At 38.2% G+C, this 15918-nt stretch carries 15 protein-coding genes; 2 read left to right on the top strand and 13 right to left on the bottom strand.

What is annotated here, in order from left to right; translation table 11 throughout:
* Nucleotides 1-34: 34 nt before the first annotated feature.
* The 10 genes from H5117_RS05020 to H5117_RS04975 form a co-directional block, all read right to left on the bottom strand.
* Nucleotides 35-772: a DUF1365 domain-containing protein gene (locus tag H5117_RS05020; RefSeq protein WP_182712420.1), complete on the bottom strand. Its 738-nt coding sequence runs from the start codon at nucleotides 770-772 to the stop codon at nucleotides 35-37.
* Nucleotides 765-2021, bottom strand: coding sequence for an NAD(P)/FAD-dependent oxidoreductase (locus H5117_RS05015; RefSeq protein WP_182736393.1), 1257 nt, complete (start codon nucleotides 2019-2021; stop codon nucleotides 765-767). Before H5117_RS05015 ends, H5117_RS05020 begins: the two co-directional genes overlap by 8 nt.
* Entirely contained in the window at nucleotides 2018-2728 is a 711-nt protein-coding gene (locus tag H5117_RS05010) for an SDR family NAD(P)-dependent oxidoreductase (RefSeq protein WP_182736380.1), read from the bottom strand. Before H5117_RS05010 ends, H5117_RS05015 begins: the two co-directional genes overlap by 4 nt.
* Nucleotides 2729-2730: 2 nt before the next feature.
* Complete coding sequence (locus tag H5117_RS05005) at nucleotides 2731-3159, bottom strand: nuclear transport factor 2 family protein (RefSeq protein ID WP_182736376.1); 429 nt, start codon at nucleotides 3157-3159, stop codon at nucleotides 2731-2733.
* A gap of 1 nt (nucleotide 3160) precedes the next feature.
* Nucleotides 3161-4555: a deoxyribodipyrimidine photo-lyase gene (gene phrB / locus H5117_RS05000; protein ID WP_024606011.1), complete on the bottom strand. Its 1395-nt coding sequence runs from the start codon at nucleotides 4553-4555 to the stop codon at nucleotides 3161-3163.
* Nucleotides 4555-5508, bottom strand: a complete 954-nt coding sequence (locus H5117_RS04995; protein WP_024606012.1) for a DUF523 and DUF1722 domain-containing protein — start codon at nucleotides 5506-5508, stop codon at nucleotides 4555-4557. The genes phrB and H5117_RS04995 overlap by 1 nt, the downstream gene beginning before the upstream one ends.
* An 8-nt stretch (nucleotides 5509-5516) precedes the next feature.
* The gene (locus H5117_RS04990; protein WP_002962459.1) at nucleotides 5517-6197 is read right to left on the bottom strand and encodes a ChrR family anti-sigma-E factor; all 681 of its coding nucleotides are present in this window, start codon (nucleotides 6195-6197) and stop codon (nucleotides 5517-5519) included.
* Nucleotides 6190-6813 carry a sigma-70 family RNA polymerase sigma factor gene (locus tag H5117_RS04985; protein ID WP_002962457.1) on the bottom strand — a complete coding sequence of 208 codons (624 nt, stop codon included), beginning with the start codon at nucleotides 6811-6813 and terminating at the stop codon, nucleotides 6190-6192. The genes H5117_RS04990 and H5117_RS04985 overlap by 8 nt, the downstream gene beginning before the upstream one ends.
* A 68-nt stretch (nucleotides 6814-6881) precedes the next feature.
* Complete coding sequence (locus H5117_RS04980) at nucleotides 6882-7460, bottom strand: LON peptidase substrate-binding domain-containing protein (protein ID WP_024596915.1); 579 nt, start codon at nucleotides 7458-7460, stop codon at nucleotides 6882-6884.
* A 235-nt stretch (nucleotides 7461-7695) separates the two neighbouring features.
* On the bottom strand, nucleotides 7696-7968 hold the full coding sequence (locus H5117_RS04975; protein ID WP_182736374.1) for a hypothetical protein: 273 nt from the start codon (nucleotides 7966-7968) through the stop codon (nucleotides 7696-7698).
* Between the two features lie 298 nt (nucleotides 7969-8266).
* On the opposite strand from H5117_RS04975, the gene H5117_RS04970 reads away from it, so the two are divergent.
* Nucleotides 8267-9958: an alkaline phosphatase gene (locus H5117_RS04970; RefSeq protein ID WP_182736372.1), complete on the top strand. Its 1692-nt coding sequence runs from the start codon at nucleotides 8267-8269 to the stop codon at nucleotides 9956-9958.
* 60 nt (nucleotides 9959-10018) lie between these two features.
* Here H5117_RS04970 and H5117_RS04965 read toward each other — a convergent pair whose 3' ends face one another.
* The 3 genes from H5117_RS04965 to H5117_RS04955 all read right to left on the bottom strand — a co-directional run bounded on the left by H5117_RS04965 (nucleotide 10019) and on the right by H5117_RS04955 (nucleotide 14671).
* On the bottom strand, nucleotides 10019-11497 hold the full coding sequence (locus tag H5117_RS04965) for a cellulase family glycosylhydrolase (protein ID WP_182736370.1): 1479 nt from the start codon (nucleotides 11495-11497) through the stop codon (nucleotides 10019-10021).
* A gap of 383 nt (nucleotides 11498-11880) precedes the next feature.
* A complete protein-coding gene (locus H5117_RS04960; protein ID WP_182692446.1) occupies nucleotides 11881-12231 on the bottom strand; it encodes a hypothetical protein in 351 nt (116 codons plus the stop codon).
* An 88-nt stretch (nucleotides 12232-12319) separates the two neighbouring features.
* Nucleotides 12320-14671 carry a TonB-dependent receptor gene (locus H5117_RS04955; protein WP_182736368.1) on the bottom strand — a complete coding sequence of 784 codons (2352 nt, stop codon included), beginning with the start codon at nucleotides 14669-14671 and terminating at the stop codon, nucleotides 12320-12322.
* A 219-nt stretch (nucleotides 14672-14890) separates the two neighbouring features.
* Here H5117_RS04955 and H5117_RS04950 point away from each other — a divergent pair, with 219 nt between their 5' ends.
* On the top strand, nucleotides 14891-15520 hold the full coding sequence (locus H5117_RS04950) for a hemolysin III family protein (protein WP_182736366.1): 630 nt from the start codon (nucleotides 14891-14893) through the stop codon (nucleotides 15518-15520).
* Nucleotides 15521-15918: the final 398 nt, after the last annotated feature.

Genomic DNA, 15918 nt, shown 5'->3' with positions numbered 1-15918 from the left:
AATACCTATTAATTGTCCTGACTATCTATGTGCTTTATGGCTTGCCTGAGTGGCCTAAAAAAGGAACTCGTTTAATAAACAACTTTAACGCTTGATAATAAATACCTTTGAAAATAGACCATGTCATGGCCGGAAAACGTTTAAATAACTTATTAACTTCTTCTTTAGTAAGTTCTTTACGTTTTAAGCGAAGTGTAGCATCAAATAATAGCTCTTCATTTCGCTTATTTTCAATGTGTATCAATGTTTTATCAGGCGATTGCTTAACATGCCAATGATAGTTCATATCTAGATTCATAAAAGGTGATACGGAAAAAACCTTTTTAAAGTTCACTTTTTTTTCTAAAGGTACTAAATAATAATGACGTTCGTTCCATGGTGTATTACTTACTTCAGCAATCATGTATTTAAAACGGGTGTCGTTATGACCAAAAAAGTAAAAATTAACAGGACTAAAATACACACCAAAACAACGAAGTTGCCCAAGCATGTAAATATGAGTAAAGGTTTCAGTAATACCTAAATTGGCAAGTTGTTCGTGTGCACGCTCAATAAGAGGACGTTTAGCAAGCTGTGAGGTGCCTTTAAGATAATCAGCTTCATTAAACTTTAACGCCTTTAAGCCTGACGTACCTATGTGTTTATGCACACCATTTAGTTGTTGAGGATTATTTAAATCTACCCACATCATATACAGAGGGTAACTAAAGCGATGTTCTTTAACAGCAAAACGGCGATGTTTAACATCGCCTAAATACACTGCACTAGTCAAATTCGACCCCAAGTTGCTTGGCTACATCTACACCACTGTGTACGCCATCTTCATGAAAACCATTGTACCAATAAGCGCCACAAAAATAACTATTGTTGTGTCCGTCAATACTGTGTTTAAGTTTTTGAGCCGCAATAGACTCTTGGTTAAATACAGGGTGGTGATAAGTAAACTCGCGCAAAATTTTACTTTGGCTTATTCCTTCAAGATGGTTAAGCGTTACACAGAACTGTGTATCTGATTGTATACCTTGCAAAATATTCATTTGGTAAGTTACAACAGCAGCTTTATCAGTGTTGTTGTTAAGTAGGTAGTTCCAGCTTGCCCATGCCGCTTTTCTATCTGGCAAAAGGTTTGTATCGGTGTGCAACACCACTGAGTTCTCAGTGTAAGCTATTGCACCCAATACTGACTTTTCTTGCTCAGTAGCATCACCCAGTAGTGCAAGCGCCTGATCTGAATGACAAGCAAATATTACTTTATCAAATTTACTTTGCTCACCATTGGCAAACTCTATTGTTACTTCATCATTTTGACGCGTAACTGATTTAATATTTGCATTGAGGTTAATTTTGTCGGCAAAACCTCTGATCAGCGGCTTAATGTACTGACGAGAGCCTCCTGGTACTACATACCACTGTGGTCTATTGGTTACATCTAAAAGCCCGTGATTAAAGAAAAACTTAACAAAAAACTCAACACCTACGTTTTCCATTTCTTTAATACTGGTAGACCAAATAGCCGCGCCCATAGGAAGAATATAATGGTATTTAAAAAAGTCATTAAACTGGTTATCGTTAAGCAATTGCCCTAATGATTGATCAGACTGGTAATCACCTTTTTCATGCATTGCTTTGCACAGTTTGTTAAACCTAACAATGTCGTACAATAATCGCCAAAATTTAGGTCTAAAAATATTACGACGCTGTGCAAATAAGCTTGTAAACGTATGTCCATTGTATTCAAAACCAGTAGCTTCGTTATGCACACTAAAGCTCATCTGGGTTGTTTGTTTATCAATACCAATGCGCGAAAGTAACTTTTCAAAATATGGGTAAGTTCGGTCATTAAATACAATAAAGCCAGTGTCTATTGCGTATTTGATGCCACACACATCAACATCAACCGTTGCTGTGTGGCCACCTATGTAATCATTTTTTTCATATACGGTTACATCGTAATGTTTGTGAAGCAAATGCCCACATGTTAAACCAGATACACCAGTTCCTATTATTGCTATTTTTTTCAACGGGCTAATCCTTTTGCGATTTTAAGCCAAATCGGCAGTGGTAAAATGCGTAAAGCTTTTAATATAAGTGTAAAACGATAAGGGAAATGAACGTCTTTGCGGCGTTTTTGAATACCCTTAATCATGTAGTCAGCTGCTTTTTCAGCAGTAACGGCCATAGGCATCGGGAAATCATTTTTATTAGTAAGTGGCGTTTTTACAAACCCGGGATGAACTAAAGTCACATCAACATCATTTAAATCAACCGCTAAGCTTTTTGCTAAGTAACTTACACCCGCTTTTGATGCGCCATAAGCTTCTGAACGAGGTAGCGCAAGGTAAGTAACACTTGAGCTAACTAAAACAAGTTGGCCGCCTGGATTTATTTTAGGAAGTAACGCCTCAAGGCAATACCCGATAGAAAGTAAGTTAACGTTTATTACACGCTCAAACAACGCGCTATCAAAATTGCGCGCATCATCTATATATTCACAATTACCAGCGTTTAAAATAACACGGTCAAAATGAGGAAAGCCAACTGTCGACTCTTTTATATCTTGCAGGTTAGTTGCATCAAATTTACATGCTTGGATATTGTCATATTTAGCAAGCTCGGCGAGCTTATCACTATTACGACCGCAAGCTATAACAGTGTCTCCTAGCTGTGCATATTTAATTGCTAGCTGCTCGCCAATACCTGATGTAGCACCCGTTATAAGTGTGATCATAATTAACCTGCCCTTTTATCAATTAGCTTTATAACGCTACCAAGTAAAGGAATGTGTTTGTATAACAACTCGCCCACATTAAAGTAGTCTCTGTGCTTAATAATTTTGCCATCTTTAAAAATAAGCTTGCTATGACCGTCTACCGAGATAGTTTTACCTGATGAAAGCTTTGGATGTGCATAATGCATAGTCCAATAAATAAAAGCATTGTTACCGCTATTAAACGAATCACTAATATCAAACTGGCAATGCTTAACATTGCTGTATAAGTTAGCAAAGTACCTGCGCAATTCTACAATGCCGTTAATTTCATGCATCGGGTCTATAAACTGTATCTTGTCACAGTAAATATCACTCAATAAATCAAGATTAGTGCTATCAAGCTGTTGGTATATTTCAACAAATTTATCTACTGGTAACTGGTTATCCATATCACACCTTAAATGCAGCAAGTGCACGTTCTCGTGCCGCTTTATGATCAACTATTGCTGGCCAGTAACATTCCTTATCTTTGCCTGTTGCGGCTAAATAAGTGTGTGGAAAATGAATGTGTTTATCTGGCACGTTTTCAAGCTCTGGCAAATACTTACGGATAAACTTGCCCGTTGGATCAAAGCGCTCGCTTTGTCTGATAGGATTAAAAACTCTAAAATAAGGCTGAGCATCACAGCCCGTACTTGCAGCCCACTGCCAACCACCATTATTTGAGGCTAAATCGCCATCAATTAAGTGCTGCATAAAAAAGCGTTCACCTTCACGCCAGTCTATTAATAAATGTTTAGTTAAAAAGCTTGCAACAACCATTCGTAAACGATTATGCATCCAACCGGTTTGCTTAAGTTGTAGCATTGCTGCATCCACTAATGGGTAACCTGTACGCCCTTCGCACCATGCTTTAAAATCGCTTTCACTTTTACGCCACACTACAGCATTATACTTTTCGTTAAAGTTATCGCCGCGCGAAAGCTTCGGAAATTCAGCAATTAAATGTCTGTAAAATTCGCGCCAAACAAGCTCGTTAATCCAAGTAAACGTTTTACTTTTTGATGTAGTTAAAATATCAGGATAACGCTGCTGAATATTAATAAGCAGTTGCTTTGTGCTTACAATACCTAGTGCTAAATACGGGCTTAAACCCGATGTGCCTTTTACACTGGGAATATCACGCTGGTCGTCGTAACTTGTAAGTTTGTCGCATATAAAGTTATCGACCACGGTAGAGAGTGTTTCGTCGTCAACCGGCCACTTATCTGAGCATCCATCACTTTTTAGTAAGTCGCTTTCATCAAATTTTATTGGCTCAGAAGTTAAAGGCCATTGTGGCAAACTAAAGTGTGTATCTTGATACTGCTTTAACCATGCACGTTTAAAGGGAGTAAACACTTTATACATTTCATTACTTTGATTTTTGACAGAGCCTGCAGGTGCAATTAAATCACCTTCGTACAAAGTAAAAGTAATAGAAAGCTCATCGCATTCATGCAAAATTGCTTTATCGCGGTTTACTTCATTAAGCTCATACTCTGTATTAGCAATTACGTGTTTTACATCGTTTGCTTTACAAAAGTTAATCAGCTCGCGCGTACAATCACTAAAGCTAGGCGCTTCAATAATATGTAAAGTAATACCGTAATCAGCAAGTTGTGATTGAAGATAAGTAACTCGGCGCTTGAGTAAGTCAATCTGAATAGGCGCAGCTTGGTGTTGTTGCCACTGTTTTTCAGACACAAAAAAAATGGCGTGTTTAGCGCCATTATTTAGCGCTTGAATTAACGCTTCATTAGAAAAAAGGCGCAAATCGCGCCTAAACCAAAATAATGTATCCATTAAATACCAAATCGTAGTTTTAAATCGTGAGGGTATGGGTTAAAAAACACTTGTTTTTCAAGGTACTCATTCGGATGAACTTTCAAATGATGTTTTAACAAGGTAAGTGGTACATACAATGGCACCAATCCTTCGCGGTATTCGTCTATCGCATCACGAAGTTCTTGTTTTTCAACCTTCGATAAATCATTTTTAAAGTAGCCTTGTAAATGCATTAGGGTGTTGCAATTATTTCTGCGAGAAGCTGGCTTTTTCAGACCCGTCATCAAACCTAAAATATATTCATCCGCAACTGCATTTATATTGTCACCTACGAACGTTCCAAGCAGATTACCCAAATCTCGATAAGCTTGGTAATTGTGAGCCATCAACAAGTACTTATACTGAGAATGAAATTGAGTAAGCTTGTGAACCGTAAGCGGCTCTTGTACTAATTTTTGCCAGTTTTTAAATACGTAAATTCTCATTACAAAGTTTTCACGTAAGTGCATGTCATTTAAACGTCCGTTTTCTTCACATGGCAATAATGGGTTGTGCTTCATTATTTGCTCAGCAAAAAAACCAACGCCTTCAGAAGTATTACCCGTGCCTGCTTCGTTGTATATTTTAATGCGCTCCATGCCGCAGCTTGGACTTTTTGCGCAAAATACAAACCCGCTCAACTCTTTAGCTTGTTCTGTTGCAACTTTTTTACCATATTCGGTAAGTTGCTGGCCTACGTCTCCAGTACCATCTGGGCGACATACTTTAATAGTATCTCCCACTTTAACTTGGCGAATAGTTGGTCGAGGTATTGGTAAACCTACCGCTACCTCCGGACAAAACCGTGTATATTCAACGTGTTTACCTAACTCATCCATACAGAAATTTGACTTTTTATGACCTGTGTCAAATCTAACTTTTTCGCCTGCTAAGCAGGCGCTTATACCTATTTTTATTATATCTGTGTGCATAAATTCTCTTAGTAAATCAAATTACCTATTGGATTTAGTAACTTGCTGAAGCCCTTATTAAAATGTAGCGCACTACTGACAACTGTAAAGCACAAACAACCATCTTTTGTTAAAGGTGTATGTTGGTGACTACCATCTTGCCATATAAAGTCACCTGGGACATATTTTCCTTCTTCATCACTAAACTCGCCATCTAGGAGTAAAGTAACTTCAAAGCCAGTGTGCGTGTGTTCTGGTATTTCACCACCAGCATCAATATGTAACAAGCTAGAGCGTAATGGGCCATCATCAAGTGCAATACGCGATCTCGCAAGCTTACCCACTTGGGTAAATTTACTGTGAGAAATACGCGTTAGCGCACGTGGAAGCTGATAGTTATGCTCATTAACTTTAATAGAAACAGGCTCTACTTCATAAACTTCGTCGATAGAATCATCAGACGTGATCATATCAAGCACATTCAATTCAAATTCTTCAAGTAACTCAGGTTGCTCAGCTTGAGGTTTCTCATACTGCGCTGGCTCTTCGCTAAATAATGCGTTTGCGTTACTTGCCTCAATTTTAGCTACTTTAGCTTGGCACACAGGGCACATATCTACATGTATAGAAACGGCTAAACTCAATGATGTAGCAAGTGATGCATCGCAATACTGTGTCAGTAAAGTTTCACTCGGGTGATGTTTAATCATGCTGATCTCCCATTTCATTACGTAATTTTTGCAAGGCCAAACGTAATCGTGATTTTACCGTGCCTACTGGAATATTAAGTTGATGTGCAAGTTGCTCTTGCGACATGTCTTGAAAATAAACGCCTCTTACCACTTCGCGTTGAGCAATAGGTAATTTGTCTAAATAACGTTTAATTTGTTTATCTTCTAAATGATCACTGTATTCGTGATGTGTATCTTGTGATTCGTTTAATAACGGCCAAATATCTTCGCTTATGTTTTCTTCTTTATTACTTTTCATTTTACGAAGCATATCGAATGAAGCGTTACGCATAACGGTATAAACCCACGTAGTAGCCGCACCTTTATCACTGTGATACAAATGTGCTTTACGCCAAACAGATGTTAACGTCTCTTGCACAAGCTCCATTGCTTGAGCTTCAACACCAAATTGCTTAATTCCAAAGCGTTTAATTTTTGGCGCAAAGTATTCAAATAAATAGGAAAATGCTTTTTTATCGCGTGACTGTGCAACATCTATAAGCGCTTGCATGAGTTCTTTACTCGGCGTTTCTGGCATGGCAGTGTACTTACCTGTATTAGGTTCACAACGTGGTGATTGTTGTTGACTTACCATAATAATTTATCCCGTTATTGCTTTTGTATTAAGTAATACGGGCAATAATTAATTTAGGATCATAAAATTTAGGCAAATTCGTTATTAATCACAGTATGGAGGAAATTCAGTAAGTTATCAAAGTTCGTTTCAAACGCAAGTTGCTGTTTTTTCTCAATAGAAATAGGTAGGAGCTCAAGCCAACGGGCTGCAATCCAAGGCAGTTTGTCAAAGTGAGTTTTTTTGTACAGTAAATTAAGTTCTGGATTACTTTTAAACACGTTTAAAAGCGCATCATGCAATAAGTCATGTTCGCCAACTGAGTTGTTAGAATCCTTATACCAATATGGCGTATTACAAGAAGACACCAAACCATGTCGCAGTTCGTCCTCGTCTTGATAAACGTCATTTATTTGAACGCTTTGAGAAGCAAACACATCGATTAATAATACATCGTTGTCGTCTTGGTCAAAATCAATAATATCAACAAGGCAACCTTGCGCGCTTATATTAAATGGCGTGTCGTGCTCAAATGTACAAAGCACAAACCCTGTATTGTTTTTTAATGCGGTTTTAACCATATTTAAATAGCGAGGCTCAAATATGCGTAATCGCGTATAGCCTTCTGGTAACATAAAAATGGGTAATGGAAAAATCGCACGTTTCATAAAGTCTACTTCTTTCAAACACTCTGCCTTTATTTACGTGCGCTTTTGCTAAGTCGATCAGCTTTGTATGAATCGAATTAATTACCAGCTATATAATTGGCTAAAGATTAAACCAACCTCCCATAGCTTTAAACACTTGAACCGAGTAATAAGCGCTAATCATACTGACTACGGGTGCTAACATTAATGCAAATAATCCAAGTTCACTGCTCATCGTTTTAATCCTTTAAATGATTTATTTTACGTTTTTTATACTAGTGTCAGTATTTTTAAGCGCTGTGCTATCTGTTAAAGCGGGCTTATCTAATAAACCCTCTAAAACAGTTTTAGCATCAAAATAAAGCGTTTCCTTTAGTGATTTTTCAAGCTCGATTGTGGTTTGCTTTACGTAGCTTGCTACACTTTGAGTTAATATATCAGTTACATCTAGGTCCACTTCTGTTGCATGTACTTGCGCAGAACCTAATACTAATAAACTTGCCATAGCGATTTTAATTGAATGTTTCATAATGGTATTCCTTGTTTGTGTATTGTTTAGACGTAGTTACATACTCAAGGGTTGTGCCAACATAAAAACAAATCGTAAGCAACTGTAATTAAACAATTTTATATGCATCGCTTTAATTTAAAAAATTCATAGCTTGTTAATTTAACCATTTAATTTATTTTTTTGACTACTTTTTAGTTAATAAATAAAAGGGTTTAAATGTATTAATACCGTCACACTAAATACATTTAGCGTTTATAAAAACGTCATATCTACCCGCTAAAGTGCACACCACTATAAATAATTCAAAAAGTGCAGTATGACCCTTTCATCACGTCGAAATTTTTTAAAAACCTCAGCAGCAAGCATATTTACCGTCGCAGTATCGAGTGCCATTACAGGTTGTGCTCAAACATTAACAAAAAAACCTCTATCGGCTATTGAATTTAAACACGGTGTAGCCAGTGGCGATCCGCTCAGTAATGCTTTAATAATTTGGACACGTGCAACTACTTCTCAATCAAATTTTGAAGTTACTGTTGCTTGGGAACTGGCAAGTGACTCTCAATTTAAAAACATCATCCGCAGCGGGTGCGAACAAACAGATAAAAGCAGAGACTTTACAATAAAAATAGATGTGCAAGAACTTGCTCCAAACACAGAGTACTTTTATCGATTTGTGGGTTTAAATACACAAAGCCCAATTGGCCGGGCTAAAACACTACCAATAAACAATGTTGAACAAATAAAAATGGCTGTTGTGTCGTGCTCAAACTACCCTGCTGGGTACTTTAATGCCTACACCGATGCCGCTAAACAAAAAGATTTAGATGTAGTACTGCATTTGGGAGATTACATTTACGAATACCCAATGGGCGGATACGCTACCGAAAATGCTGAAAACATTGGCCGCCAATTAGCAGCCGATAACAGCGGTGAAATTATTACCCTTGGCGACTATCGTAAGCGTTATGCTATTTACAGAACAGACCAAGGCTTACAAGCAATTCACGCTGCAGCGCCATTTATCGCAATATGGGATGATCACGAAGTTACCAACGATACCTATAAAAGTGGTGCTGAAAATCATACCCCTGATGAAGGTGACTTTTTTAAGCGCCGTGCAGCAGCTATTCAAGCCTATTACGAATGGCTGCCAATTAGGCCGCCAATGGGCGAACAAAGCCCGCAAATATACCGCACCTTCGATTTTGGTAATTTAATAAGCTTACACATGCTAGATACTCGCGTAATAGCACGCGATAAACAACTCGCTTACAGCGACTATAAAAACCTAGAGACCAAACAAATGGATGTTGCTCGCTTTGCCAGTGATTTAAATAATCCAAAAAGGCAGTTACTAGGTAACACACAACTTAACTGGCTTACGAGTGCAATAACTAAATCGAATGCAAAGTGGCAAATATTAGGCCAGCAAGTATTGATGACTAAAATGTGGCTACCTACTGAAATATTCTCGCAATCCGATCGCACCAAAATACCCCAGGTGTTAAAAGAGCTTGTTGCCATTAAAAAAGCCGTGTTAGCAAATAAAGCGGTAACACCCGCGCAACTCGCACGCGTAAATACTTTAATGCCTTACAATTTAGATGCGTGGGATGGTTACCCAAGCGAGCGCGAAGCATTATACAAAAGCGTTACTGCATTAAATAAAAAGTTAGTTGTGGTTGCAGGTGATACGCACAATGCGTGGCATGGCACATTAAAAAATGCAAAAGGCGAAAGCGTAGGAGTAGAGTTTGCAACACCAGGTGTTACATCCCCAGGTATGGAGCATTATTTAGCGCTTAATACGGCACAAGCAAAACAAATGGCAGACTCGCTTTCATTGCTAATAAACGACTTAAACTATTGTGACTTATCACACCGTGGATATATGTTACTGACGATTACTAAAGAGCAAATCACAACCGATTGGCGTTATATAGATAACATAAACTCCCCAAGTTATAACATAGTTAACCAGCATCAAAGTGTTTATAAAGGCTAATACTTTTAAAAAGAAGGTAAATGTATTATTTACCTTCTTCGCATATTTTATAAAACGTGCTTAATTACAACTATAAAGAAGCGTCCACGAAGCATCACTTCCTGGAAGGCTATTTGTATACCAATTTGCGCTGTATGCATTGCCTTGATATTGCATTTTATCGTCGGTGTTATTGTGAGTAAACGGACCACCTGAGAAATCTTTGTTCACCCAATTAGGGTATGTATTAATACCATTACAATCGGTTGAACTCACAACACTGCATCCATTTGTATCAACACTAGTACCTGCAGGTGTATCTGGGCACTGATCAATATCATCATTCACACCATCGTTATCCACATCGCTTTGTGGTTCAACTACTTCAACAACGCAACCTACATTATTAATAGTTTCACCTGCAGGTGTATTAGGGCATTGATCAACACTATCGCTAATACCATCACCATCGCTGTCAATTACTGCACAACCAATACTATCAACCGTTGTACCTGCGGGAGTGTTATCGCACTGATCGTTACTATCACTTATACCATCGCCATCAGAGTCTAAAGCAACCGTACTACCACCCCAACCTTTAATGATCTCTTTAACTTTAGTGCCTGAAGCGGTTAGTGAATTCCAACTACCGCCTGGAGTAAATAACGATGCACCTTCGTTTTTATCGTTTAAAGCCCAGTTAGCGTGGCTAATATTGTTTGTTTTAAAAAATGCCATCCATGCATCGGTTTCATTAATATTAACACCACCATTGCCATCAGCATTAACTGTACCCCACTCTGTGGCGAATAGTGCAATGCCGTTATCGAGTGCAGTTTGTGCTTTATTTCGATACGATTGACCATGCGTACCAGCATAAAAATGCAGAGTGTAAGCAATATTGGCGCGATCTATCGGGTTTTGTGATGCCACATCCACATCTTGTGACCACGTAGGCGTACCAACCACAATTAAGTTATCAGGGTCGATTGCTCTAATTTTATCAATAACTGTTTCTGCGTAAGGCTTAATATCGTTAACCCACGAAATTTGTAACGGCTCATTATAAATTTCATAAATAACATTGTCGTACTGCCCATATTTGGTCGCTACGTTTTCAAAAAAGCGAATTGCAGTTGCTTGATCGGTATGTGCTTCATGGCTATGAAAATCAATAATAACGTACATATCTTCGCTAATAGCTGCGTTTACAACAGTATCAAGACGGCTCATATTGCCCTCCCAATCAAAGTTCAAACTACCACCGGTACTCGTACCATGCCCAATAGCTGCACGAATTAATGTTGCATTAAATTCAGTTTTTGCCTTTGCTACTGTTTCTGCTGTGTAAAATTTTTCAGCGCCCCACCCCGTATTACTCCAAAATAGGCTAGGTCCTGCAAAGCTTGTGTTTTCTCCACCTGCAAGAATTTGGTTCCCACTCACCGTTAACTTCTCAACAGCGGCATTGGCTATTGTTGAGCATCCTAATAATAAAGCTAACGATAAGCTCGCCACTTTAAAATCCTTTCTTTTGTGATTATTTGAACTGTTATTCATCGTATTTCCTTAAATTGAAATTATCAGTCGTCATTGCTTGACGTAATAAATTGATACCAAACCAATACTTAATAGCTAAGCAAAGTTAATTTGGCGAGCAGAAAGTACCATTTATTTATTAGCATTAAATGAACAAAAAGGTACAAGGAGAAGGGTTTTAATTAACTAAGTATCAACAAGTGAGCAATTTAACGAGGTTTGAGGATTTTACTGGGTATATACAGGTATTTACACGATGTTTACATGGTGCAGGCAAAAATCTCGGTTACAAAAAATATGTATAAAAATGGAAAAAGCGGTAATAATTATTACCGCCATCAATAATAGCTAAATATCAGAGTAAATATTAATAAGCCAACCAAACCGAGTTCTGATTAACTGGCTTATTTTTTAGTAGGCAGCGCTTTTCTGCCCAAACGATATGCATCCAGCATACTCAGCACCCAAATTATAATCATTAAAGGTACATACTTATATTCAGCGAGTTGAGCGCAGGCGTCAGAAGGTTGTTGCGCGGCTTTTAAAATGGCCGTAACCGACATGGGTATTTTTCCGTTTACAATTTCATTTGCAGTACACTGTGCAATCGCAAATATATCTTGAAAGGTTAAAATTAAAAGAACAGAGAATACACCCGCAAAAATAGCGCCTATAAGGTGTTTTTTTAAAGAAAAATGCCCCGCTCCAGGATAAACAATGGCGGTAAGTAAAGCAGCTTTTAGATCTTGTTTCATTTTTACCTAATATAAATTCACTTTAACGTGATCACATAAAAAAGCCACTTTGCAGTGGCTCAATTAAAATATCAAGTAGTTAAATGTATTATTGTCCGCCAAACCCGAGAGTTAACTCAATACCAACAAAGCGAGGTGCCCCTGCAACAAATGTTGGGTTGCCAAATCCCCCTCCAGTATTACCTGCATCAACTAAATACTCTTTATCTAATAAGTTACTGGCAAATACACTAACGGCCCAATCATCATCACTTGCAATTCCTAAGCGCGCACTGACTAATCCAAGCCCAGGTTGGCTAATATCTAAGCCTGATATTGGCGCATTTGCTGGCTCAAAATACACTTCAGAGCGGTAGCTATATATTAAAGAGCTCGTTAAATTAAGTGAGTTCGACAATTCTGTTGAATAAAACAGCCCCGTACTAAACGTCCACTCTGGTTGTAATCTAAATTTATTGCCTGCGAGGTTACCGTTATTACTATCATTATCTATTTCAGCATCAAGGTAAGCCGCATTGGCAAATACCTCAAACTCATTATTAATTAACGCCCTTACTTCAGCCTCTGCGCCAACATTAGTGGCAGAGCCCGCATCTGCAGAAAACGCAACGCCTTCATCATCCTGTAACGTAACCTGAAAGTTAGAGTAATCTTGATAAAATACAGCGACAGAGTAATCTAAACGCCCGTCAAGCGCTTTGCCTTTAATACCGGTTTCGTAGTTCCAAATAATTTCCGCTGGGACTTCTGATATAGAAGCTTCGACACTCCCTTGTTCATCGTTAGCCGAACTTACTTCAAGTACTTCCGAACGACGCCCTTTTGAAACAGTCGCATACATATTTGTAGTAGGGTTTATTATATAAAGCGCATTAAAACGTGGCAGCCAATCATCATAATCAGCATCGCCATAGAATGTTTCACCATTTGTATCAACCGTAAACAATGGCGCTTGTGTTAAAACACTATTGGGTGCTGCAGAGCTATAACCACTGCGCTTTTCTTCTTTTATATAACGAAGACCCGCTGTTAACTCTAGTGCCTCAGTTGCAGCATAAGTTACATCAGCAAACGCTGAGTACGCTTTGTTTTCACCATAGTTTGTAAACTCTAGTGAATATGGCAACTCGTTTACTACACCACCTGTTAATACTGGCGTTAAAATATTAACGCTACCATCATTATTAATACAAGGAACACCTGAGCCCAATACGCCTAAGCAATTTAAAAATATAGACTCCTCTGTACTAAATGTAATACGCTGGCTACCATCTTCTTCAAAGTAACTCACACCAAAAATACTAGTGAACTTATTCTGCGTATAAACAGCGCGTAATTCTTGGCTAAATTGATCGCCCTCAGCAGCTTCTGCAAATTCTAAAAACCATGCTTGCGTACCATCAGCATCAAACACTTCTAAAGAATCAAAATTACGCCCTGCAGTAATTGAGGTGATTGTTAAATCGTTACTTACATCCCAATTTACAGTCAAATTTAAATCGTTAACTGTGCGCTCCACACCTAAGTCTTTTTTTCCAAACACAGACTCTGCATACGGACTACCTGGCATTTCAACAAAGCTATATGGACTTGTATCACCACCGGTGGGTGCATAAAGCCCATTTTTAAAAGATGTACCCGAGTCATCATTTTTTTCATACGTATACACCAAATCAATCGTTACATCGTCACTAGGTGTAATACGTAAAGACGGACGATAAGAAAAACGCTCAATAGCATGCATGTCATCTTGCTTAAACCCAGCCGGATTTTGGGAGTTACTATCTCCTGCAATATTTTTTATAAACCCATCACGTTCACGATAAGTAAAAGCAACACGGCCTTGCAATAAATCATTGCCACCCGTTACAAAGCCACTAGCACCTTTGGCTGAGTAATTACCAACGGATGCTTTTAATTGAGCCGAAAAATCTTTTTCTGGTTTACGTGTTGCTACACTAATAGCACCTACAGAAGCTGCTGTTCCAAACAGTGTCGCTTGTGGTCCCTTAACAACTTCAATCCCTTCTACATCAAAAAGCTCAAAGTATGAGCCACGAGAGCGTGATACATCTGCTCCGTTATAATAAATAGACACACGAGGGGATGATTGAGACGACCCACTATCAGACGTAATACCACGAATTACAAAACCCGGGTTGTTAGGGCTTTGCTCTTGAATAACAAGCCCTGGTGTTATTTCAGATAAAGTATCTAGTTCGCCAATACCTAAGCTTTCTAAAAAGTCGCCATCGTAGGCACTTATTGTTACGGGCACATCTTGTATTGATTGCGCACGCTTTTGAGCAACAACCACTATTTCATCAAGTTCTTTATTTATGGTTTGATCTGCAAAACTATTTGTTGATGTAACGCAAATCATCGCCACAGACAATTTAGTAAGTTTAAGAAAAGGCCGTGTTGTTAATTTATTTCTCATGTTTTTCACTGTTCGTCCGGTTAATTGTTTTTAGGAATTACCAGTAATCTAACGAACTATTACGACTTTTTTACGTCTTATTAATTACGCATTGGTTAAATTGATGTTTCAACTTTATGAAAAACAATAAATTATTGTATTCATATAAAAATTATAATATTGAAAAACTCAGCGTACACTTGTACACTAAAATTCATTCAAATAGTGGTAGGATCTGTCATGTCGTTAGAAGCGCCCTATTCTAAAAAAGAAGAACAACTAAACGTAATCAGCCATGCACTCGGTATTATATTTGCCGCATTTGTTATGTGGGATTTATTTAGCCTAGCCACCAGCACTAAAGCATATATTAGTACTGCAATTTACGGCAGCAGCCTATTTGTGCTGTTTTTGTCGTCCACTTTGTACCATGGCAGTATTCAACCGCGCTTAAGAGCCTTTTATAAAAAGTGCGATCACTGCGCCATATACTTATTAATTGCCGGCACCTACACTCCCTTTTTATTAATCTCATTAACCGGTGCTTGGTCATGGGCAACACTTACATTTATTTGGGCGGTGGCACTGGCGGGCGTTGCGTACAAAATATTTGTAAAAAACGGTAATAAAAAAATATCACTCGCCACCTACTTGCTCATGGGTTGGTTTGCACTGGCTATTGTATATCCGCTTTATTCAAGTGTTGATGTGAAGGCACTTTACTGGCTACTTGCCGGCGGCATTTTTTATAGTTTAGGTACATTATTTTACAGCGCTAAAAGCACCCAATTTAGCCACGCTATTTGGCATTTATTTGTTATTGCTGGGTGTGTTTGCCATTATATTTCAATTAGCCATTACGTTTATTGAGCTTGTATAGCCAATTAGAATGGTCTGGTTTGAGCTCACAGCGAGAAGCGGTCATTCAGATTGGCTAAATATAGTAGTTAATTGATTGGTCAAACTGCTTTTTGCGCATATATTCATGAAAATGAGCGACGCGCTCATATTGTTCTATTTAACTTTTCTTTAAAGTCTTAGAAAACTTAGTGATAGTAATACCTTAGGTTATTTGTTAAAACTATATCATGCAGAAAAATGAGCGTAGCGTCGGCAAAAATATGCGCGATGAGCGCACTATTGAATTGTTGAACTAAGCCGCTACGCGGAGATCCTATTCTGACCATTTGAGCCACACTTACCTTGGGGTTATCCCATAACTTGGAGGTAAGTCATGAATACACTCATTGAACAAGTCAAAACTGAAA

Source organism: Pseudoalteromonas sp. SG45-1, from assembly GCF_014164135.1.
In the GTDB taxonomy this organism is placed as follows: domain Bacteria; phylum Pseudomonadota; class Gammaproteobacteria; order Enterobacterales; family Alteromonadaceae; genus Pseudoalteromonas; species Pseudoalteromonas distincta.
Note: the sequence above shows the minus strand (reverse complement) of the source record. Positions and strands in the feature narration are given on the sequence as shown.